Origin of the sequence: Collimonas sp. OK242, from assembly GCF_900107095.1 — a bacterium.
GTDB lineage: Bacteria > Pseudomonadota > Gammaproteobacteria > Burkholderiales > Burkholderiaceae_D > Collimonas.
The window spans coordinates 58,739-80,807 of record NZ_FNOR01000017.1; the positions used below are offsets into that span (position 1 = coordinate 58,739).

Here is a 22,069-nt window from a genome sequence, read left to right on the forward strand (position 1 = left end):
GAGGTAAATCATCATGTCGATTCCTTCCTCACAGGTCGCCAACGCGGCTGCGCCGGTACGGCCGAACGCCAGCAAATTCAAGCCGGTACGGCTGCTGCAAACGCCCTCGGTCTTCTTGCTGCTGCTATGGATGATAGTACCGCTGGCGATGACGCTGTACTTCTCGGTCATCCGTTATAACTTGATGATGCCGGACGTAAGCGGCTTTGTCGGACTGGACAACTATGCCTTCCTGTTCAACGATCCGGCGTTCTGGCCGTCTATCCTTAATACGCTGCTACTGATCGGCTCGGTGTTGGTCATCAGTGTGGTCTCCGGCACGCTGCTGGCGGTGCTGTTCGACCAGCCTTTTTTCGGCCGCGGCATCGCCCGCCTGCTGGTGATCGGGCCGTTCTTCGTCATGCCTACCGTCGCCGCCCTGATCTGGAAAAACATGATCCTGCATCCAGTGTACGGCCTGCTGGCCTGGGCCATGCGCCTGCTTGGCCTGGAGCCGATCGACTGGCTGGCCGAATATCCGATGCTGTCGGTGATCATGATCGTCGCCTGGCAATGGATTCCATTCGCCTTCCTGATCCTGCTGACGGCGCTGCAATCGCTGGATACGGAACAGAAAGAAGCAGCGCAACTGGATGGCGCCGGACCGGTCCGGGTGTTCTGGTACGTAGTGCTGCCCCATCTCAAGCGCGCCATCACGGTGGTCATCATGATCGAAACCATTTTCCTGCTGTCGATCTTCGCCGAAATCTTCACCACCACCGCCGGCGGTCCTGGCACGGCGACCACCAACCTGGCTTACCTGGTGTATTCGATCGGCCTGCAACAGTTCGACATCGGCATCGCCTCGGCCGGCGGCATCATCGCTGTGATCCTGGCCAATATCGTGTCGTTCTTCCTGGTACGGATGATGGCCAAGAACCTGAAAGGAGCGAACGAAAAATGAACGCCAAAAATAAGAATCGCCTGTGGCTTGGGCTGCTGGCATGGGCCTGCGCCATCGTCCTGTTCTTCCCCATTTTCTGGGTTGCCATCACTGCCTTCAAGAGCGAGCACCAAGCCTACGTACCGACCTTGATTTTCTGGCCGACGCTGGAAAGTTTCCATGAAGTGATGGCGCGCAGTAATTACATGGATTTTGTCGTCAATTCACTGATCGTCTCGCTCGGCTCTACCGTGCTGGCACTGCTGATCGCGGTGCCGGCAGCGTATGCGATGGCATTCTTCCCTACCGCACGCACGCAGAAACTGTTGCTGTGGATGTTGTCTACCAAGATGATGCCGGCAGTCGGCGTACTGATCCCGATCTATCTGCTAGCCAAGAATACCGGCCTGCTCGATACGGTAACCGGACTGACGATCATCTACACCTTGATCAACCTGCCGATTGCGGTATGGATGGCATTCACCTACTTCAACGACGTGCCAAAGGAAATCCTGGAAGCGGCACGGATCGACGGCGCCAACGCCTGGCAGGAAATGGCGTACCTGCTGCTGCCGACCTCCATGCCGGGGCTGGTCTCGACCGGCCTGCTGCTGATCATCCTGTCGTGGAACGAAGCATTCTGGAGCATCAACCTGACCAGCGTCAGCGGTGCGCCGCTGACCGTGTTCATTGCCTCCTACTCGAATCCGGAGGGCCTGTTCTGGGCCAAGCTGTCGGCCGCTTCTCTGCTGGCGATCGCGCCGATCATGGTGCTCGGCTGGCTGGCACAAAAGCAACTGGTGCGCGGCCTTACCTTTGGCGCGGTGAAATGACGCATTCACCGAATACATCGATGACTACCCACATCAGCCACCTCATCTGCGATTGCGACGGCGTTCTGCTGGATAGCGAAAGCATCGCCCTCAGCGTGCTGCATCGCCAGCTGACGCCGTATTTACCGCCTTCGATGTTGCAGGCCGGCCCCGCATTGCACGCCGCAATCGCCGAACGGCTGGGCATGATGACCGATCAGCTGCTCGATGAGATCAATCGCGAGTTCAAGCTGGGGCTGGCGGCGCCAGAGCACGGCGCGATCAACGCGATCGTCAGCCGTGCCTGCAGCGAGGAAGTCAATCCCGTCCCTGGCGTCCGGCAAGCGTTGGCCGCGATCCCGTTACCCAAGGCAGTGGCCAGCAACAGCAGCCTGGACCGCATCCGTGCCGGCTTGCGTCGCTGCGACATGCTGGAGCAGTTCGACGGCCACATCCATAGCGGTCACGAGATAGGCAATCCCAAGCCGGCGCCCGACGTCTACCTGGCCGCAGCCGCCGGCTTCGGCGTGCTGCCGCAACAATGCATCGCGATTGACGACAGCGTCACCGGTGTCCGTTCTGCAGTTGCCGCCGGCATCCGGGTCATAGGCTTCACCGGTGTTGCACACGATCGCAAACGCGCCGGCGCAAGATTGCTGGCGGCGGGCGCCGAATGGATATTCGACGACATGCAGCAGCTGGCACAGCTGCTCGGCAGACAGACAGCGTAATTCCACGCATTTCCACGCATTTCGATTGCGTCGCCGCCATCCCTGATCCATGGCGGCGATCTACGAAAAAAACAGAAGGAGACCATCATGGCAGGCGTAACGATCAGAAATCTCATCAAGAGCTACGACGACAATGAAGTCATGCGCGACATCAATCTCGACATTGACGACGGCGAATTCGTCGTCTTCGTCGGCCCCAGCGGCTGCGGCAAATCGACGTTGCTGCGCATGATCGCCGGCCTGGAAGATATCAGCAGCGGCGACCTGTTCATCGGCGACGCCCGCATGAACGATGTGCCGCCAGCCAAGCGCGGCATTGCGATGGTGTTCCAGTCGTACGCGCTGTATCCGCACATGACGCTGTACGACAACATGGCCTTCGGCCTCAAGATCGCCGGCAAATCGAAGTCTGAGATCGACATTGCGGTCCAGCGTGCCGCCAAGACCTTGCACATCGATCATCTGCTCGATCGCAAGCCAAAGGCCTTGTCGGGCGGCCAGCGCCAGCGGGTGGCCATCGGCCGCGCCATCACGCGTGAGCCGAGCGTGTTCCTGTTCGACGAACCTTTGTCGAATCTGGATTCCGCGCTGCGGGTCAAGATGCGCCTCGAATTTTCACGGCTGCACGACCAGCTCAAGACCACCATGATCTACGTCACCCACGACCAGATCGAAGCCATGACGCTGGCCGACAAGATCGTGGTGCTGTCTGCGGGCCGGGTCGAACAAGTCGGTTCGCCGCAACAGCTCTATCATCATCCGGCGAATCGCTTCGTTGCGGGCTTCATCGGCTCGCCAAAAATGAATTTCATTGATGGCAAGGTAACTGCGATAGCCAGCCAAGGCGTGCTGGTCGAACTGGCCAGCGGCGGCCGCCAATCGGTTGCGGTTGATGGCGCCAGCCTGCAGATCGGCGCCCCTGTCAGCATCGGCGTACGTGCCGAGCACCTGATGCTTGATCCGCACAATCCTATGCTGAAGGCAAAATTCACGGTGCTGGAAGCGCTCGGCGATTTTTCCTATCTGTACGCCGATTCCACACTGTCCGAAGAACCGCTGGTGCTGCGCGTGGCCGATACCGTGAACATGCAGCACGGCAGCGAAATCGGCGTGTCCGCCGATCCGCAACGCTGCCACCTGTTCGATCAAAGCGGCCGCGCCTTGCGCCGGCTGGATTCGGCGGCCTCCGCCCCGCATGCTGCGACTGGCCAGGCGCACCAGGCGGCTTCACAGACGGCATAAAACATTATTTATAAAAAAACGGCGCTCGCCATTATTTATCCAGGACACACCATGCAAGTCACTTCCTCCGCTTCCGCTGCCGAGCCTGCCGACAACATCTGGCTGCACATAGGCGCAGGCTCTTTCCACCGCGCGCACCAGGCCGTATATCTGCATCACCTGATGGAAGCGGGCGCTACCGGCTGGTCGCTCGCGCTGGCCAATATCCGCGACGACATGACGCCGCTGCTGGATGCGCTGGAGCGCCAGGGCGGCGTATATACGCTAGAAACCGTGACGCCCGCCGGTGTGCGCAATTACGAAACGATCCGTTCGATCAAGACCATCGTACCCTGGGATGCGGCACTGCTTGAATTGACAAGCTTCGGCGCGAGAAGCGCTACCAGGATAATTTCATTCACCGTCACCGAAGGTGGTTATTATCTTGATCACCATCACCGCCTGGACACCAGCAATCCCGATCTGGCCGCCGACCTGCAAGGCGAGCTGAATACGATCTACGGCGCCCTCACGGCCATCCTGCGCGCTCGCGCTGCCGCCAACGGCGGCCCGCTCACCCTGCTCAATTGCGACAACCTGCGTCACAACGGCGAACGCTTTCATGACGGCTTGCTGCAGTTTCTGGCATTGCGCGGCGAAACCGCTTTGCAGCAATGGGTGGCAGAACACACCAGCAGCCCCAACTCCATGGTCGATCGCATCACGCCGCGTCCCACCGAAGAAGTCCGGACGCGCGTGGCGCAAGCCTGCGGCCGGGCCGATCCCTGCGCGCTGATGGCGGAGTCGTTCATCCAATGGGTGATCGAAGATAATTTTGCGGCTGGGCGGCCGGCATTGGAACAAGCCGGGGTCGAGATGGTGCGCTCGGTGCAGCCCTATGAAGAAGCCAAGATCCGCATACTCAACGCCACCCACAGCTGCATCGCGTGGGCCGGTACATTGCTCGGACTGAACTACATCCATGAAGGTTGCGCGCGCGCTGATATTCGCAAAATGGCTTACGACTATGTCACGCAAGACGTCATCCCTTGCCTGACGCCGAGCCCGCTCGACCTGGAGAATTATCGCGACGTCGTGCTGGAACGTTTTGGCAATCCGAATATCCAGGACAGCAACCAGCGGGTTGCCGCCGACGGTTTCTCGAAGATCCCCGGCTTCATCGTGCCGACCTTGCAGGAATGTATCGCGCGCGGCGTCGTACCGCATGCCACCCTCGTCCTGCCGGCGCTATTCTTCCTGTTCTTGCAACGCTGGGCCAAAGATGAATTGCCCTATGCTTATCAGGACGGCGTCTTCGACGAAACCGCCACCCGCGTCATGCTAAACAGCGCCGACCCGGTGCGCGCCTATTGCGCCGATCCCGCCTTATGGGGCACACTAGCTGGCAGCTTGCAGCTTGAGTTGCCGCTGCGTGAAGCGTTGGTTCATGTCCAGGATTGGCTTGCAAGGCAAACCTGAATGGGTGCTGCGCGACCAGCATCAGTTGCCGCAACGCGCACGCAATACGTGAAAAACACGCAAAAGCACGCGAAAAAAATACCATGAGGATGGAGACATGTATCTGGGCATCGATTTGGGCACTTCGGAAGTCAAGATAGTTCTGATGGATCAGGCTGGCAATTTGCTTGCCGATGCCGGTACCGCATTAACCGTCTCCCGCCCGCAGCCGCGCTGGTCGGAACAGGATCCCGAGCAATGGTGGCTGGCAACCTGCGAAACGATCGCCAAGCTGCGCGCAAAAGCGCCGGCGCAGTTTCGCGCCGTGCGCGCCATCGGCCTGTCCGGCCAGATGCATGGCGCGGTGCTGCTCGGCGCACAAGATCGCGTCTTGCGTCCGGCGATCTTATGGAACGACTTGCGCAGCATCAGCGAATGCGCCGAACTGACCGAACTTGCGCCCCAATTGCATCAGATCGCCGGCAACCTGGCCATGCCCGGCTTTACCGCCCCCAAGCTGCTATGGCTGGCGCGGCACGAGCCGGAAGTGTTTGCCGCCATGCAGATGGTGCTGCTGCCCAAAGACTGGCTGCGCCTGAAACTGACCGGCAACAAGGTATCCGAGCCATCCGATGCCGCCGGCACCCTTTGGCTCGATGTCGCCAAACGAGACTGGTCGGATGCAATGCTGGCAGCGACAGGCATGCGCCGCTCGCACATGCCGCGCCTGGTGGAAGGCGGAGAATCATCCGGCACGCTATTGCCTGAAGTGGCAGACGCCTGGGGCCTGTCGCCAGAAGTCATCGTGGCCGGCGGCGGCGGCGACGGCGCCGCCAGCGCAGTAGGCATAGGCGCGGTAAACCCCGGCGACGGTTTTGTCTCGCTCGGCACCTCGGGCGTACTGTTCGTCGTCAACGACCGCTTCCGCCCGAATCCAGCCCAGGCCGTGCACGCCTTCTGCCATGCCTTGCCCGGCCGCTGGCACCAGATGAGCGTGATGCTGTCAGCCGCCAGCAGCCTGCGCTGGTTCTGCCGGCTGGTCAGTGTAGACGAGGCGACATTGCTGAGCGAAATCGCCGAGCTCGACGCCGCCGCGCTGGAAAACGCACCGCTATTCCTGCCCTACCTGTCCGGCGAACGCACGCCTCACAACGATCCCTATGCGCAAGGCGTATTCCATGGCCTGTCGCACGCCCACGGCCGCGCCGCCCTCGGTTATGCCGTGATCGAAGGCGTCGCCTTCGGCATGGCGGACGGCCTCGCCGCCCTGCACACGGCCGGCACTGAAGTCACCGAATTATCGCTGGTAGGCGGCGGATCGCGCAGCCCCTACTGGGCGCAACTGATCGCCGATGCGCTGAATGTGCGCATGGTGACCCACGTCGGCAGCGAAACCGGCGGCGCGCTGGGCGCCGCCCGCCTGGCCTGGCTGGCAGCCAACGACCAGCCAGGCCAGGAAGCCATCATCTGCGCCAAGCCGCCGTTACGCGAAGCCTTCACCCCGCGACCGCAACGCCACGCAGCGCTGCAGCCGCGGCTGGCGGCGTTCCGAGAGATTTATCGCTGTCGTCCGGCACGGGTCGCAGATATCAAGCAGGCCAACCGATGATTCGATACGACGATTTATCTGCGATCAATGCGGCATCGTCGACCAATCTCATTTGACTTTCATGCTCTTTGGCCGGTGTCGTCTTAAGCCGATTTCCGCCCAGTTTTTTTGCTACAATTGACAACGCAGCCAGATATGGCAGGACGCCGATGTAGCTCAGTTGGTAGAGCAACGCACTCGTAACGCGTAGGTCACCAGTTCGATTCCGGTCATCGGCACCAATTTCAAGAGCGCTTCCTGGCCTCTATCTTCCAGGGAGGGTTGCGACATTCGCTATATGCATTAGCAGAGCTCGCAAGCCAATCCCGCACCTGTTCCGCCACCCAATACCCCGCATCCAGTGCGAGGTCATGACCGGCGCTGGCTTGTGTCGCCAGCGATGCCTGCCATTGATGCGCCAGCTGCTGTGAGCAGCGTGGATCGATCAGCCGGTCCGCGCTGCCGGCGAGAATCAGCAGCGGCGGCTTGGGCAGCTGCGCAGGCGCGCGATAACGGATTGCCGCGTATAGCTGCCGCAGGGCGTTCTGGTATGTGACCGGATGGTCGCGCTGATAACTGATCCAGTCTGCCAGCACATCGGCTTGTTGCGCGCACTGATTGCTGGTCAAGCGCAACAGGAGACTTTCCTGCCGCCCTACATTGCGGTTAAGCAAACCTGATAGGCCAAGCGCCAGCAGCGCCGGATAATTGCGCGGCCTCAAGCGCCGATAGAAAGGGTTGACAGGGCGTAAGCTGGTATTGAGCAGAACGCAAGCAGCTATTTCATCCGGATAACGCATGGCCCAATCGGTCGCGACCATTCCACCCAAGGATAAGGCCAACAAATGATAAGGCGGCGCGATATTCCGGCTCAAGAGCTGGCGCCGGCAGGAATCGGTCATCTCCTCCACGCGTACAGGACTTTTGAGCGTGTGCAGGCTGCCGTTGCCGGGCAAATCGAGAAGCGTGACCTCAGCCTCCGGCAGCATCGAACGGAACAGCTCTGGAAATTTTCCCCAGTGCCGCGTCTCCCGCATCAGCCCACGCAGAAACACCCATTTACTCATGATGCGTCCCGTGTCTTTCCTGTTGCCCTTGCGGTCCTGGACTGTCTGGCATCCAATACTGATGGGCGCCAGCAGCTCTGGTCAGGAAATCTAGCCATACCAGGTGGCTGCGCAGCACGCGGTGCAGACGTCCGGGCGATTTTGGATTAAACATGCCCAGGCGGGAAAACAGCTGGCGCGGATTTTCTTTTACCCAACGCCAGGAGCCCATCTCCAGCGTGAGCGGGAGAAACACCTGATCGCTGCTGGCCGGTACTTGCAGGTAGAGGTAGTCCCACAAATCGCCATGGGTCAGATACTGACAGTTTTGCGCCTCGAACAAATAATTGTGTTCACGGTAGGTTTCATTGAACAGATCCTTGAGCGCCAGAACTTGCGGCAAGTGCCGGATTGGCGTCCTGCTGTGTGCGTAAGGAAACCAGATCCTATCCTTCAATCCAAAACCGGAATGGCAATCCAGCGCGATACTGAATTCACGGCTCAACAGCTCTTGCTGCACGACGCTGCACAGTGCCTGGGCCTCGGCTTCCATCGGCGCGTCGCATGCCCCGCGGTACCAAGGCAAACGAGAACTGATGCGTTGCCCGCCAAGCAGGAAAAGAACTTTTTCGCTGGCATTTATCGGCGCATTGCGCATCAGGTCCACGCCTCTCGGATTGCAGCGGGTACTGTCCCACATTCCTGCAGGATTTACCAATGGCATGAAAATCAAACGTACCGTCGCCAATTGATGATGCAATGCTGCATCCCATTTCAAGCGTGCCAGCAAGCTGCGTAAGAAGGCCAGGAGAACTCGGGTGCCGATCCGTTCGAGACCGTGAACGCCGCCGAAGAAACCGACCGCCGGCGCTTGCGGATCTTTGCTGCCGATAGCCAAGACATAGACCGGGAAATGACGGCCCTTCAATTCGATTTCGCACACGGATCGGCCTTCCAGGTGAGGTTGTCCCTCCTGAATGATGCGTTCCAGTTCGGTCAATTCCGGCAAATCAAAATCCATTTCGGCGCCCCCGCTGCCCCGCTTACATGATGAATCGAAAACGGATCGGGGCAAGGAAAACTTTTGCTCCTTGTTTGAGGCATTGTCAAGGGCATATCTAAAAACTGTGCCTTGATCGTGACTGGCCCGGCGCAATTTACCTGCTAAAATTTGCTTCTTGTCAGATCAGCAGGTTTTCCATGTCCGCTTACCGCTTTCGCATCCTTAACGTCTTTGCCGAATCCACTTTCGGCGGCAATCAGCTATGCGTGTTTGAAGATGCCCGTGGCATGGATGACGCCACCATGCAGGCACTGGCGCTGCAGTTCAATCTGTCGGAAACCACCTTTATCCTGCCTTCCGAGCGTGCCGACGCCCGTGTGCGCATCTTTACTCCCGGCTATGAAATGCGGTTTGCCGGCCACCCCACCTTGGGTAGCGCGCATGTGGTGCGTGACCTTGCCAATAGCGGCGACGCACTCTCGCTGGAATTCACAGCGGGGGTGGTTCCGGTGTCTGCCGAGGGCAATGTCTGGACTTTCACGGCGCCGCAACCTGGCGGACTGAAGACGGCAGCGGCAAATCTGACGCGGGCCGGAATGGCCGCATTACTCAGCTTGAACGAAGACGACTTGCTGGCCGCGCCTTTGTGGGTCGACACCGGCACCGATCAGTTGCTGGTCGCGCTGCGCAGCACGGACGCGGTGCGCCGCGCCCGTCCAGATAGCGCGCAGCTCGATGCCTGGCCTGAAAGCAGCCTGGAACGCAAGACCGTGTATGTGTTTGCTTTCGATCCGGAGCGCCCCGACCGCGTCCTGTCCCGCTACTTCTTTGCCAAGCAAGGCGGCGGTGTAGTCGAAGATCCCGGCACCGGATCGGCTTGCGCCAATCTCGGCGGCTGGCTGATCGCCAATGGCCATGCGCTGCCTGCCGAATATCAAATCGAACAAGGCGAGGCGGTGCAACGCCCCTGCCTGTTGCGGCTTAAGGTGACGCCTGACGCCGCGATCCAGGTGGGCGGCAAAGTCATCGAAATCGGCCGCGGCAAGATCAGCCTGGAGTGATCAACCGCGCCTGCGACCAGCGCCGGTAGCGCCGCGTCAGGCGCCGGGTGCGCATCTGGTCGAGGATCAAGCTCAGCAGCGCTGAATGATTGCCAGCTGCAGTGCGGCTGGCGCCAAGCAAGCGCAAACGGCGTTTTACCAGGGCCATGCGCGCCACTGCCGCCATGACCTGATCCTTCCACTCGACTGGTTGGCTGCGGGCGGTCTGGTCGCCGCCGGCCAGCCATTGCGCAGGCAAGTCGGGAACAATCGCCAGCGCCGTAGCCATCCCCGCCACCGCCTTGCGGCTGATGCCGCCGGTGGTCATTACGGGCATATGGGCGACGGCGGCCAGCTCCTTGGCGAACTCCAGAAAATAAGCTTCGCGCGCCAGGGTGCGGCCATCCGCGGTGCGTCCTTGCATCGCCGGACTTTCGTAGCTGCCGCCGGACAGCTCGACCAGATCCACTTGCAATTCGTTGAGCCACAGAATGACTTGCCTGGCGTCGTCCTCGCTAAAGCCGCCGCGCTGAAAATCGGCGGAGTTGAGCTTCACCGCCACGCAAAAGCCTGGCGAGACGGTCGCTCGTACAGCACGCACCACGTCCAACAGCAAGCGCGCCCGGTTAGGCAAACTGCCGCCCCATTCATCCTCGCGTTGATTGCTCAGAGGCGACAGGAATTGTGAAATCAGGTAGCCGTGCGCGGCGTGGATTTCGACCCCGGTAAATCCTGCCCGCTCGGCGGCAGCGGCGCTGGCGGCGAAGCGCGCGATGACGTCCCGGATTTCAGCATCATTCATGGCTTTGGGCTGTACAAAGAGCTTGCTGTGCTTGCCCATGTCGAGCGCCAACGCTGACGGCGCCCAGGCGGTGCCGCCCATGGCGGCCATCACCTGGCGGCCAGGATGATTGAGTTGCATCCACACTTGCGCGCCCTTGCGCTTTGCCGCCTCGGCCCATTGCCTAAAGGGCGCCAAGGGAGTATCAGCTTCCAGCACGATGCCGCCCGGGCCAGTCAAGGCCCGCCCATCGATCATGACATTGCCGGTGATGATCAAGCCGGCGCCGCCGTCGGCCCAAGTGCGGTAAAGCCGATGAATTGCGGCGCCCGGCAACTGGCCGCTGTCGGCCATGTTTTCCTCCATCGCGGCTTTGGCGATGCGATTGGGCAAGACGCTGCCGTTCGGCAGTTGCAAAGATGAAAACATGGTCGAAGTCATGGCTGATCTGGTAAAAGGTGGAAATACTGTATCCTAAGCTTGAAGTCAACTTGAAGGTCAAGCGATATGAAGATTGGTGAACTGGCGGACAAAACCGGCATGGCTTCCTCAGCCATCCGCTATTACGAGCAAAGCGGCTTGCTGCCCAAACCTGAACGCGGCGCCAACGGTTATCGCGACTATTCCGAAGCGGCCGTCGAACGCCTGCGCCGGATCCAGATGGCGCAAAGCCTGGGGTTTTCGCTGGAAGCCATCCGCAGCGTATTTGCCAGCCATGAAGAACTATCCAAAGACGATCTGCTGCGCAAGCTGGATGGCCGCCTGCAGGAGATAGAACAGCTCATGGATACGCTGCGCGAGCAGCAACAGCATTTGCGCAGCCTGCGCACCACGCTGCGCGAAACCTGGGCCGAAGGGGAATGCCTGAACACCGCTTCCTTGATAAATGGCAAGCTTGCCAAACCAGGAAAGCAAGGAAAACACTGAGCGGATTGCCGCTGACGGCTGCTGCTAATCGTCCTCGTATTCCGAGTACTTGCGCGCATCGCCGCGTACTTTATCGGCGGGATATTTGCTTCGGTTCAGGACCATTTTTTCCGATACAGCTGCACTGAGATCGACATCGAGTTTATCGGCCAGGCGAATCAGGTAAACCAGCACATCAGCCATTTCATGCCGGACCTGCTGCAGCTTGGCCGGATTGAGCTCGTCGCCGCTGCCGGTTGGCAGCCATTGAAAGTGCTCAAGAAGTTCGGCCGCTTCCACACACAGCGCGGAGGACAGATTTTTGGGGGTATGAAATTGATCCCAGTCGCGTTCGGCAACGAATTGGCGAATTTCTTCGCGTAGCTTGGCGAAATCACCACTATCTGCCGGATTAAGCATGGTAGTACCCCGTGTTGAGTTTTTCAAACTGCGATGACAACTAATGTACGGCCAGATTTGGCAAGAAATCTAGCCACTCTTGAAAGATTTTCCAGATAAAGCTACTGCATAACAAGAATGTTTGCTACCTTGCTTGTAGGAATATGTTTTCGGCTGTAAATTTGGTGAACTGACGTGCCGCCGCTAAGTGACGGAAATGACGGAATCATCATCACGGTTGAGGGTGCATATGGACATGAGCGCAACAATCGGCATGCGGCCAGAGCCAATCCGCCGGGTGACCAAAATTTATGCGGCTTTCTTGCTGGCCGCCTTCGCACTATCTCCCGCTGTTCTGATCGCCTACCTGTATTTCTTCCAGGATCCGGCGCTCAAATTCGACAATCACCTGTTCCATGAAATCGCCATTGCCGCGGCCACCCTTGAAGGACTCTTTGTTACCTATGTGAGTTGGCGCTGCTATCTGTCGTCCGGTGAGCCGCTGTTGCGCTGGCTGACCTTGAGTTTCCTCGGTTTTACCCTGATCTATGCCCTGCACGGCGCATTTACCGGCATGGCGCATCACAACATCTGGCTATTCCTGTTGTACGGCCCGGCATCCCGTCTGGCGATGGCGATCCTGCTGCTGATTGGCCTGCTGTCGTTCAACCTGGAATCGGACACGCCACAACAACGCGTCAATCCGCGCTCATGGCTGATATGGGTAGCGCTGTTCTTGCTGATCGACATCGCGGTGGCGATACTCGCCTACTCGCCAATTGCCGGTAATCCAGCGGTGCGCCTGACGCTGGAAGGCGGTGCGCTGTTCTTTTCCGCGCTCAACCTGACTATCATGCTGGCCGGGCGCATCCGCTCGCCGCTGATGACGATTTTCGGCATTTCGATCGCCCTGTTCGGTTTGTCATCGCTGGCATTTATCCTGGGCCGCCCGTGGAATCATATGTGGTGGCTGGCGCATGCCATCTTTGCCGGCGGCTTTTTCTTCCTCAGTTACGGCATCATCCAGGCATTTCACACCACCCGCTCGTTCTCCAATATCTACAATCAGGAACAAATGGTGAACAGCCTGGCGATGTCGATGGTGAGGACGGAAAATGCGTTGCAAGAATTGAAGCATAGCAACCAGATGCTGGAGCATCTGGCATCCACCGATCCTTTGACCGGCGCCGCCAACCGGCGTCATTTTATCGAACGCGTGGACGCTGAAATCGCCAGGGCAAAACGGGACAATCTATCGTTTTCCCTGCTGGCGCTCGATCTGGATAATTTCAAGTCGATCAACGATCATTACGGCCATCAGGTGGGCGACGAAGTGTTACAGGGTTTCGTGCAGAAATGCCTGGAAGAGATCCGCCCCTATGACAGCGTGGCGCGCATGGGCGGCGAGGAGTTCATGATTTTACTGCCGCAGGCAACGCTGGAAGTAGCAATGGCGATTGGCGAACGCATCAGGTCAGCCACGGAAAACACCGAGTTTACCAGCGGCGCCGTCCCAAAAGTGATACTCACGGTGAGTATCGGCGTATCGCAGTTTGGCCACGATGGCAACACCATCGACACGATTTTCCGTGCTGCGGACGAGCGTCTTTATCGCGCAAAAAACCATGGCCGTAACTGCGTGGTTACGGCATAAGGCGCATCGTTGCAGCCAGGCTGCCGACGCGGCTCAGCGGTACTGGTTCTGACTTGAGCAGGTATCCGCTGTACGACGCCTCATCCTGAAACGACCGCTACGCGATTTTCTCGATATCGGCAATGCTCGCCCTAGCCACGAAAACTTCATGCTTTTGCGTTTTCACACAGCATCGGCTCAAAGCCGCCGGTCGCGTTTCTCAATGACACACGATTTTGAAACGCATCGGTCGTTTGTCTGTTGACGTCCCTTTACTACCTCGCTTGAACGAATTTTGCAAAATTATTCAATATGGACTGCCACCCTTGCTGCTGCTGTTCGATAGGATTTTCCGATTCAGCATCAAACACAACACGAACCGTCACGCCCTTTGCTCCTGTTATGAACTCCACCGACGCAGCGCGGTCGCCAAACGAGAACTCAAGCAATTCATGAGGCACCACCTTTGTGTAGGTTCCTTCGAAATCAAAGCCGAAGCTACCGTCCTTGGCCTCCATGCGTGATGAGAAAATGCCGCCGACTCGTAGATCGACAGTAGATTTGGTCGTGTGCCAATCGTCAGAAGCTGTGTTCCATTGCTTGATGTCGCTTGGCGTTGTGTAAGCACTCCAGACCTTGGCAACGGGAGCATTGATCTGAGTTTCGACGGTGATTTTCGTGGTCATGATTCTTCCTTTCGTTTGCTGTTAAGGGGTTGAGTGGACAGAGCTTCCAGATAACCCCGCAAATTTGCCTAGCTCTCATGGGCGACATCAGCGGTTTGCTTTGCCCTGAAACCAGACATCAGACCTACTGCGATAAAGATGGAATGGATTAACTATATTTGGCCGGTTGCAGCCAGTTGCACGGCACGCCGAACCAGACTTGATTTGACCTGACAGAGGTAGTGTGCGGTCAAGACTGAGCTGGTACAGCTCAGCCGGCCCCGGTATTGCGATATTTGCCTATGCCTATGCCAAAAATGCTGGTCTGATGGCTTTTGCTTTTCACTACCCGCAGCTTTTTGCTCGGATCCAATAGCGTAAACCGCTCTCTGATGTCAGCTTCGCTTGGCAGAGAATTTGCGCGCCATCTGATGATGTCGATGCCGGCCTTTTTCAGCGCCTTGTACTTTTGCTCATCCTCTTTGCTGAGTATCTTGTTGTTATGCGTCTTGTTATCTATTTCAATTACTGCAACCACGTCACTGGCTTTATCGCAAATCACGAAATCCAGATTCTTCGATGTCAGGGTATCCAGGCCGCCGCTATCTTTAGTGCCCAGGCAGCGGCTCAAGCCGACTTGTGCCAGCACCATGTAATCCGGCAATGCGCCGACCAGTCGCCAGTACATGACTTGCTCGTTGTTCGACAAGGGTTTTTTCTTGATGTATTCACGGCGCTTCTGCTGGGCTGTCTGCTTCTCCCGAGTCAGCACGGCGATAACCGCCATGACAATGATCGTGAGCACGGTCAGTGCAATGATTGCTTTCATTATTATGATCCCCTGGTTGAACGCAGCGGCCATTATATTTCCATATGGAAATATAATGAAGTCAAAAATGCAGTATTACCCGTAGGTTTGCTCTAATCGCGGACACAAGCTTGGCATTGATATGCTCGATTGGAAGGAAGAATTTAAACGAATCGCAGCTGACCGCAGGACGCAAGCACGACTGGGTACAAACGTGCTGCCTGGTGACAGGCGGAGGAAGGAAGAGCGGAAGCGTCGAGCTTCCCCTTTAAACCCTGTCAGCCCGCTGAACTGAGCTGACAGTATCAGGCTGAACTGTTACTCGCTTAAACCGAAAATCGCGTCGTAGCCGTTCTTGGCGCGATCCGCTTCGTCCAATTCATTGCTCAAGCCTAAGTCTTCCAGCTCTTCCGAAGCGTTGATGAACTGCTTGCTGCTGGAAGCGCCGATAACACGGTAGATTTCTTGTTTTGCATTGCGGATGCCGAGCAATATCTGCTCTTGCCTGACAACGTTCAGCTCTACCGTCTTGATCAGTAGATTGGTCATGATATCGTGATCGAACTCGGGGATATCCTTATCTCCGACTAGTGCTGTTTTCAATCTGTTCCTCTTGTACTCATTGATAAATTTTGCTGCAGCTGCGATTTTACTAGGTCTGGCATTTTGCCGTCATCGCGCTCCGCAAAGTGCCCGATCTTTATCTGACCGGGCCTTGCGGAGGGGGTTCCTGCGGGTTCCTTCTGATTTCTGCTTATTCCTGATGGTAGCGCGTCACCAGTTCGACTTCACTCTTGGAACCAAGGAAGACCGGCACCCGCTGGTGCAATTTCTCCGGCTGGATATCCAGGATCGCCTGCTTGCCGTCAGTGGCTGCGCCGCCGGCTTGTTCGACGATGAAGGCCATCGGGTTGGCTTCGTACATCAGGCGCAGCTTGCCTGGCTTGTCCGGCTCACGCGCATCGGCCGGGTACATGAAGACGCCGCCGCGATTCAGAATACGATGGACGTCGGCCACCATCGATGCAATCCAGCGCATGTTGAAGTCTTTTTGACGCGGACCGGTGCTGCCGGCCAGCATTTCGTTGACGTAACGCGTGACCGGCGGATGCCAGTGGCGAGCGTTGGACGCGTTGATCGCAAATTCCTTGGTCTCGGCCGGGATTTGCATGTCGCGCTGGGTCAATACCCACGAACCCATCTCTCGATCCAAGGTGAAGCAATGCACGCCGTTACCGGTAGTCAGCACCAGCATGGTTTGCGGGCCGTACACGGCGTAGCCGGCAGCGACCTGCTTGCGGCCTGGCTGCATGAAATCCTGTTCGGTCGGCGAACTCATGCCATCCGGCGCTTTCAGCACCGAGAAAATAGTGCCGATAGAGACATTGACGTCGATATTGCTGGAGCCGTCGAGCGGATCGAACAACAGCAGGTATTCGCCTTGCGGATAGCGGTTTGGAATCGGATGGATGGATTCCATTTCTTCCGAAGCCATGGCGGCCAAGTGACCGCCCCACTCATTGGCTTCCAGCAGGATTTCATTGGAAATGATATCCAGTTTTTTCTGCACCTCGCCTTGCACGTTCTCGCTGTCGGCGCTGCCCAGCACTTCACCTAGCGCACCTTTGCCGACAGCGTGGCTGATGGTTTTGCAGGCGCGGCCGACCACTTCGATCAGCAGGCGCAGTTCTGCCGGGATACTGTTGTGCAAACGTTGCTGCTCTATCAAATGCTGGGTAAGGCTAATACGTTTCATATTGCTCTTTCTTTATTGTGGCTCTTCACTGTCAAGCGCGGGGCAAACCCGCGATTGAAAAATAAAATACATGCAATCCAGTGAAATCAAAAACTCAATTGGCTAGCGCTTTGCCGATGACCTCCAGTACGTCCTTCGACAAGTTCGGTGCTGCTGCGACGCGCTGCAAAGCGGCACGCATTTTTTCCTGCAGCGCAGGCGCATACTTGCGCCAGCGATCCAGGCTGCGCGCCAGGCGGGCAGCCACCTGCGGATTGACGCCGTTGAGTGCTATCACCTGGTCTGCCCAGAATTCATAACCGCTGCCGTCGACCGCATGGAAATTGACCGGATTGCTGCTGCAAAAACTAAAAATCAAGCTGCGCGCACGGTTCGGATTTTTCAGCGTGAAGGCCGGATGCTCCGACAACGTGCGGATAGTCGCAACGTCGGCAGTGTAAGCCGTGGCTTGCAGGGCGAACCACTTGTCGATGACCAGCGCTTCCTGCTCGAAATCCTTATAGAATTTTTCCAGGGCTGCGGCCTTCCCCGGCGCGCTGCTGTTGGTCAGCGCGACCAGTGCGGCCAGGCGGTCGGTCATGTTGTTGGCGTTATCGTATTGTTGCTGTGCCAGTGCTTGCGCATCGGCATCGTCGGCCTGAATCAGATACGCCAAGGCGACGTTCTTCAATCCGCGCTTGCCGGACGCCTCTGCATCAGGGCTGTAAGCGCCTGGCGTCTGATTGGCGTGATATGCCGCCAGCAGATCGTCCTTGAGCGCCTGGCCTAGTTTGCCGCGCAGGTATTGACGCGACCTGTGGATCGCCTGCGGATCAATCACTTCGGTCTGTTCCGCCAGCAGCGCTTCCGACGGCAGCGTCAAGGCTTGCTCACGGAAAGCGGCGTCCAGCGTCGCATCGTTGAGTATCAATCCGAATGCCGTGCCCAAGGCGCCGCTATTCGAGGCTACATTGTTCAAGACGTCTTGCAGCGCAAGCACGTGGCCGGCTTGCGAGGCGCCCTGGACTGCTGCAGTCAGCGCCAGCAAGCTGCGGGTAGCCAGGCGCTGGCCGGCTTCCCAGCGATTGAATGGATCGCTGTCGTGCGCCAGCAGGAAGGCCAGTTCGGCGTCGCTGTATTCGACATCCAGCACTACCGGCGCAGAGAAATTACGCAAGATCGACGGCACCGGTGCTTCGGCGACATCGACGAAACGGAAAGTCTGCTGCGCTTTGGTCAGCTCAAGTACACGTGTGGTTGCACCCGCGGTGCTGCCTTTACGGTCCGTGCTCAGGCGCAGCGCCATGTCCTTGCCGTCAGCGTCGAGCAGGCCGACCGCAACCGGAATATGGAAAGGCAATTTCTTGGCCTGGCCCGGTGTCGCGGCGCAGGTCTGCGACAGTGTCAGCTCATAGGTTTTCTTGGCGGCATCGTACTTGCTCTGCGCTTGCACCCGCGGCGTGCCGGCCTGGCTGTACCAGCGTTCGAACTGGCTCAGATCGCGGCCGTTGGCATCGACCATCGCGGCACGGAAATCGTCGCATTCGACCGCCTGGCCGTCGTGGCGTTCGAAGTACAGGTCCATACCCTTGCGGAAGCCGTCGCGGCCAAACAGAGTCTGGTACATGCGCACTACTTCGGCGCCCTTTTCATAAATCGTGACGGTGTAGAAATTATTGATTTCAACGTAGGAGTCGGGCCGCACCGAGTGCGCCATCGGGCCGGCGTCTTCAGGGAACTGAGCCTGGCGCAAGACGCGCACATCGTCGATCCGCTTGACGGCGCGGCCGCTGTCGGTACCGACCATGTCCGCTGAAAATTCCTGGTCGCGGAATACGGTCAAGCCTTCTTTCAAGGACAGCTGGAACCAGTCGCGGCAGGTGACGCGATTACCGGTCCAGTTGTGGAAATATTCATGGCCGACTACCGCCTCGATATTGGCGTAATCGACATCGGTGGCGATACGCGAATTGGCCAAGACGTATTTGGTATTGAAAATGTTCAGGCCCTTGTTTTCCATCGCGCCCATGTTGAAATCGCCGACGGCGACGATCATGAAGCGATCCAGGTCAAGCTCCAGGCCGAACCGCTCTTCGTCCCAGCGAATGCTGTTGATCAGCGAATCCATGGCGTGCTGGGTCTTGTCGAGGTTGCCGTCTTCCACCCAGACTTGCAGCAAGACTTCGCGGCCTGATTTCAATGTGTATTTTTGTTCCTGGCAGACCAGATTGCCGGCCACCAGCGCAAACAGATAGGACGGTTTCTTGAACGGATCTTCCCACTTGGCGTAGTGGCGGCCATCGGCCAGATCGCCCTCTTCGATCAGATTGCCGTTCGACAGCAGCACCGGATATTTTTTCTTGTCGGCGCGCAGCATGACGGTGTATTTGGCCATCACATCGGGACGGTCCGGGAAATAGGTAATCTTGCGGAAACCTTCAGCTTCGCACTGAGTGAAGAAATTGCCGTTGGACACATACAGACCCATCAACGACGTATTTTTCTCCGGACTGGTCAGCGTTTCAATTTCCAGCACGACCTTGGCCGGCGCCGACGCGATACGCAATTTTCCGGCTTCCAGCTGGTACTGGCCAGGTTTCAATTGCTTGCCGTTGAGGCGCAACTGCACCAATTCCAGCTCCTCGCCGAACAAGACGATTTCCTTGCTGCTGCTGGCTGGATTGCGCCGCATCGCGATGCGGGTGGCGATACGGGTCGCTGCGGGATCAAGATCGAAGCCCATGTCGACGGTGTCGACCAGGAAGGCAGGAACGGTGTAATCCTTACGAAGGATGGTTAGTGGTGTGGCAGAAGTGTCTGTGCGCATGGGAAGTAGTCTGGTTACGGTTAATTTTGATAACTGCGATAGGTAACTACGGTTGATAACTATGGCTGGTAACTACAGTCGGCAACTAATTGGGTCTGCTAAGGATCGCTCAGTGACTTGCTTAATAACGTGGCTGGTCAGTCTCAATATTCGGGCAGACTGTGATTCTACCAATCAAAGCGCAAAGCTTCATGCAATTTGCAGCGGAATTGCGGCGGGACGGCAACCTTAACGGCGATCTGGCCGGATCTGACTATATCAAACTGCAAATCAAGCTGTAAATCAAAGCCTGGAGTGCAAGCCCGTCAAAATTGCCATAAAATCACCATTTCATTTCTATCAAACTGTGCGCCGGTCGCTGAAGTTACAGAGTGTGACAAAGTGATAGAGCAGCACTATGAGGACTTGGCTAAAATGAAAACAGTCCGGCGCAGCCGGCCAGACAGACAGACAGACAGAATTGACGCTGCCAATTCCAGATGCCGCCTATCAGGCAAGCCATGGAACGGGCCTGCACACCCCCCACGAAGAGGAATTACATGAAACGCATCATTAGTCTCGGTTTAGCTGCACTTACACTGCTGCTGGGCGGCTGTGCCACAGTCATCCGCAGCGACGTTACCGCCTTCAACGAATGGCCGGCCGATTTACCGAATAAATCCTATGTGTTCGAACACATGGCAGCACAGAGCAATGATCTGGAATATCGGAATTATGAAAATCTGGTGGGCGCCGAACTCCAACGCCTGGGATTCATACCTGCTGGCGACACTGCCCCGCAATTGAAAGTCGCCCTTCGCTATGACATCGCCGCGCGCGACGTCCGTGTAGTGGAGCCGGTGGTTGCCGACCCGATGTGGTACGGTCCTTACGGACCTTACGGCTGGGGACGGCCAGGGTTCTACAGCCCGTTTTACGATCCGTTCTGGTACGCACCGCAGGTAGTGGGCCAACGCGAATACAACTATCAATTATTCCAGCGTCGCCTGAATATCGCGATCACGCGCGCCGGCAACGGCCAAAAACTGTACGACGTCACCGTCACCAGCGAAGGCAAGATGAATTCGCTGCCAGCCGTGATGCCGTATCTGATACGCAGCGCATTCACCGATTTCCCGGGGAAAAGCGGCGCCACGCATCAGGTTAAGTTAAAGGTTGAAGATCAAAAATAGAAGTTCGCCGGCAATCGCCAGGGATCCGATACGCGGCCACCACGACAAACGGCCTGTGCTCTCGTTTCGGTGAGAGCACAGGCCGTTTTTGTATTGCGCTGGAATATTTTCAGCTATAAAACCATTCGCTGGCAAACGTGATGAAGCCGATCAGTATCACTGACAGCACCAGCACGATCAACAAGCGGCCAAACTTGGGCGAACCGTCACTGCCGGTCGCTTGCTCTTCCGGATGATTCATGGGGTTGTCCGGATGTGCATCCGGCTGCTGCTTCAAAGGGTCATTCATAACTGCCTCAGGGAATCAAAATGGTGGAGCCGGTGGTTTTGCGCGACTCCAGATCGATATGCGCTTGCGCCACGTCTTTCAAGGCATATCGCTGATTGATTTCAATCGTTATTTTCTTGCTGTCCACCATCTGGAACAGGTCCGCCGCCGCCGCATCCAGATCGGCCCGGCTGGAAATATAACTCGGCAGCGAAGGCCGGGTGATAGTCAGCGAGCCGCGCGCAGCCAGCTCATTCAGGCTGAACGGCGGCACCGCACCGGAAGCGTTGCCGAAACTGACCATGGTGCCCAGCGGCGCCAGGCTATCCAGCGAGCCGATGAAAGTATCCTTGCCGATCGAGTCGTAGACCACCGGCACCCCTTTGCCGCCGGTAATTTCCCTGACCCGCTCGACGAAATTCTCGGTTTTGTAATTGATCACATGGGTGCAACCGGCCGCTGTCGCCAGCGCCGCTTTTTCTGCTGAGCTGACCGTGCCTATCATGGTCACGCCCAACGCCCTGGCCCATTGGCAGGCAATCAGGCCGACGCCGCCGGCAGCGGCGTGAAACAGGATGGTTTCGCCGCCGCGCAAAGGGAAGGTACGGCGAAACAGGTACTGCACCGTCAGTCCTTGCAGCGTCATCGCTGCGGCCGTATCGAAACTGATGGAGTCAGGCAGTTTGACCAGGAACGCGGCAGGCATCACGCGCGCCTCAGAATACGCACCGTTAGGACGCGTGGCATACGACACCCGGTCGCCCACTTTGACATGCTGCACGCCGGCGCCGACCGCCTCGATCACGCCGGCAGCTTCCTGTCCCAGACCGCCTGGCAACGGCTGCGGATACAAGCCGCTGCGAAAGTAGACATCGATAAAATTCAGGCCGCAAGCGACATGCCGTATACGCACTTCGCCCAGCCCTGGCTCGCCGACCTCCACATCGACATACTCCATCACTTCCGGGCCACCGGTCCTCGACATCCTGATTGCTTTTACCATGATTGTTATCACCTCCAAATATTGCGTCTGACTTCCTCAAATCCCCGTTTT

General features: G+C 57.7%; 20 protein-coding genes, 1 tRNA gene and 1 pseudogene. 11 read left to right on the forward strand and 11 right to left on the reverse strand.

The window, feature by feature from the left end:
• The first annotated feature begins 13 nt into the window (after nt 1-13).
• The 7 genes and pseudogenes from BLV81_RS18355 to BLV81_RS18390 all read left to right on the forward strand — a co-directional run bounded on the left by BLV81_RS18355 (nt 14) and on the right by BLV81_RS18390 (nt 6,974).
• Nucleotides 14-943 carry a carbohydrate ABC transporter permease gene (locus BLV81_RS18355; RefSeq protein WP_092358935.1) on the forward strand — a complete coding sequence of 310 codons (930 nt, stop codon included), beginning with the start codon at nt 14-16 and terminating at the stop codon, nt 941-943.
• A gap of 29 nt (nt 944-972) precedes the next feature.
• Nucleotides 973-1,755 (forward strand): annotated as a pseudogene (locus BLV81_RS18360) (carbohydrate ABC transporter permease); the annotation flags it as partial.
• 20 nt (nt 1,756-1,775) lie between these two features.
• Complete coding sequence (locus tag BLV81_RS18365; protein ID WP_092358939.1) at nt 1,776-2,465, forward strand: HAD-IA family hydrolase; 690 nt, start codon at nt 1,776-1,778, stop codon at nt 2,463-2,465.
• 87 nt (nt 2,466-2,552) lie between these two features.
• Entirely contained in the window at nt 2,553-3,707 is a 1,155-nt protein-coding gene (ugpC, locus tag BLV81_RS18370) for a sn-glycerol-3-phosphate ABC transporter ATP-binding protein UgpC (RefSeq protein ID WP_092358941.1), read from the forward strand.
• 51 nt (nt 3,708-3,758) lie between these two features.
• The gene (gene dalD / locus BLV81_RS18375) at nt 3,759-5,165 is read left to right on the forward strand and encodes a D-arabinitol 4-dehydrogenase (protein WP_092358943.1); all 1,407 of its coding nucleotides are present in this window, start codon (nt 3,759-3,761) and stop codon (nt 5,163-5,165) included.
• 97 nt (nt 5,166-5,262) lie between these two features.
• Nucleotides 5,263-6,753 carry a xylulokinase gene (xylB, locus tag BLV81_RS18380; RefSeq protein WP_092358945.1) on the forward strand — a complete coding sequence of 497 codons (1,491 nt, stop codon included), beginning with the start codon at nt 5,263-5,265 and terminating at the stop codon, nt 6,751-6,753.
• Between the two features lie 145 nt (nt 6,754-6,898).
• Nucleotides 6,899-6,974: transfer RNA gene (locus BLV81_RS18390), tRNA-Thr, on the forward strand.
• A gap of 3 nt (nt 6,975-6,977) precedes the next feature.
• On the opposite strand, the gene BLV81_RS18395 is transcribed toward BLV81_RS18390, so the two are convergent.
• Nucleotides 6,978-7,799 carry an alpha/beta fold hydrolase gene (locus BLV81_RS18395; RefSeq protein WP_092358949.1) on the reverse strand — a complete coding sequence of 274 codons (822 nt, stop codon included), beginning with the start codon at nt 7,797-7,799 and terminating at the stop codon, nt 6,978-6,980.
• The gene (locus BLV81_RS18400) at nt 7,792-8,799 is read right to left on the reverse strand and encodes a M14 family zinc carboxypeptidase (protein ID WP_092358951.1); all 1,008 of its coding nucleotides are present in this window, start codon (nt 8,797-8,799) and stop codon (nt 7,792-7,794) included. Before BLV81_RS18400 ends, BLV81_RS18395 begins: the two co-directional genes overlap by 8 nt.
• A gap of 179 nt (nt 8,800-8,978) precedes the next feature.
• Here BLV81_RS18400 and BLV81_RS18405 point away from each other — a divergent pair, with 179 nt between their 5' ends.
• A complete protein-coding gene (locus BLV81_RS18405; RefSeq protein WP_092358953.1) occupies nt 8,979-9,842 on the forward strand; it encodes a PhzF family phenazine biosynthesis protein in 864 nt (287 codons plus the stop codon).
• Here the strand turns inward: BLV81_RS18405 and BLV81_RS18410 are convergent.
• The gene (locus tag BLV81_RS18410) at nt 9,829-11,043 is read right to left on the reverse strand and encodes an NADH:flavin oxidoreductase/NADH oxidase family protein (protein WP_218134294.1); all 1,215 of its coding nucleotides are present in this window, start codon (nt 11,041-11,043) and stop codon (nt 9,829-9,831) included. The genes BLV81_RS18405 and BLV81_RS18410 overlap by 14 nt on opposite strands.
• Nucleotides 11,044-11,109: 66 nt before the next feature.
• On the opposite strand from BLV81_RS18410, the gene BLV81_RS18415 reads away from it, so the two are divergent.
• Entirely contained in the window at nt 11,110-11,529 is a 420-nt protein-coding gene (locus BLV81_RS18415) for a MerR family transcriptional regulator (protein ID WP_092358955.1), read from the forward strand.
• A 24-nt stretch (nt 11,530-11,553) separates the two neighbouring features.
• Here the strand turns inward: BLV81_RS18415 and BLV81_RS18420 are convergent, their stop codons facing one another.
• Nucleotides 11,554-11,928: a nucleotide pyrophosphohydrolase gene (locus tag BLV81_RS18420; RefSeq protein WP_092358957.1), complete on the reverse strand. Its 375-nt coding sequence runs from the start codon at nt 11,926-11,928 to the stop codon at nt 11,554-11,556.
• Between the two features lie 229 nt (nt 11,929-12,157).
• On the opposite strand from BLV81_RS18420, the gene BLV81_RS18425 reads away from it, so the two are divergent.
• The gene (locus BLV81_RS18425; RefSeq protein WP_092358959.1) at nt 12,158-13,561 is read left to right on the forward strand and encodes a GGDEF domain-containing protein; all 1,404 of its coding nucleotides are present in this window, start codon (nt 12,158-12,160) and stop codon (nt 13,559-13,561) included.
• Nucleotides 13,562-13,815: 254 nt separating this feature from the next.
• Here BLV81_RS18425 and BLV81_RS18430 read toward each other — a convergent pair whose 3' ends face one another.
• The 5 genes from BLV81_RS18430 to pepN all read right to left on the reverse strand — a co-directional run bounded on the left by BLV81_RS18430 (nt 13,816) and on the right by pepN (nt 19,575).
• The gene (locus BLV81_RS18430; protein WP_092358961.1) at nt 13,816-14,226 is read right to left on the reverse strand and encodes an SRPBCC family protein; all 411 of its coding nucleotides are present in this window, start codon (nt 14,224-14,226) and stop codon (nt 13,816-13,818) included.
• A 250-nt stretch (nt 14,227-14,476) separates the two neighbouring features.
• Nucleotides 14,477-15,034 carry a DUF2726 domain-containing protein gene (locus BLV81_RS18435; RefSeq protein WP_176992890.1) on the reverse strand — a complete coding sequence of 186 codons (558 nt, stop codon included), beginning with the start codon at nt 15,032-15,034 and terminating at the stop codon, nt 14,477-14,479.
• Nucleotides 15,035-15,331: 297 nt separating this feature from the next.
• Nucleotides 15,332-15,616, reverse strand: a complete 285-nt coding sequence (locus BLV81_RS18440) for a hypothetical protein (RefSeq protein ID WP_092437670.1) — start codon at nt 15,614-15,616, stop codon at nt 15,332-15,334.
• A 151-nt stretch (nt 15,617-15,767) separates the two neighbouring features.
• Nucleotides 15,768-16,769: a class 1 fructose-bisphosphatase gene (locus BLV81_RS18445; RefSeq protein WP_092358967.1), complete on the reverse strand. Its 1,002-nt coding sequence runs from the start codon at nt 16,767-16,769 to the stop codon at nt 15,768-15,770.
• A 94-nt stretch (nt 16,770-16,863) separates the two neighbouring features.
• Nucleotides 16,864-19,575, reverse strand: a complete 2,712-nt coding sequence (gene pepN / locus BLV81_RS18450; RefSeq protein WP_092358969.1) for an aminopeptidase N — start codon at nt 19,573-19,575, stop codon at nt 16,864-16,866.
• Between the two features lie 539 nt (nt 19,576-20,114).
• On the opposite strand from pepN, the gene BLV81_RS18455 reads away from it, so the two are divergent.
• Nucleotides 20,115-20,747, forward strand: coding sequence for a DUF4136 domain-containing protein (locus tag BLV81_RS18455; protein ID WP_092358970.1), 633 nt, complete (start codon nt 20,115-20,117; stop codon nt 20,745-20,747).
• 109 nt (nt 20,748-20,856) lie between these two features.
• On the opposite strand, the gene BLV81_RS18460 is transcribed toward BLV81_RS18455, so the two are convergent.
• Complete coding sequence (locus tag BLV81_RS18460; protein ID WP_092358972.1) at nt 20,857-21,036, reverse strand: hypothetical protein; 180 nt, start codon at nt 21,034-21,036, stop codon at nt 20,857-20,859.
• 7 nt (nt 21,037-21,043) lie between these two features.
• The gene (locus tag BLV81_RS18465; protein ID WP_092358974.1) at nt 21,044-22,018 is read right to left on the reverse strand and encodes a quinone oxidoreductase family protein; all 975 of its coding nucleotides are present in this window, start codon (nt 22,016-22,018) and stop codon (nt 21,044-21,046) included.
• Nucleotides 22,019-22,069 lie beyond the last annotated feature (51 nt).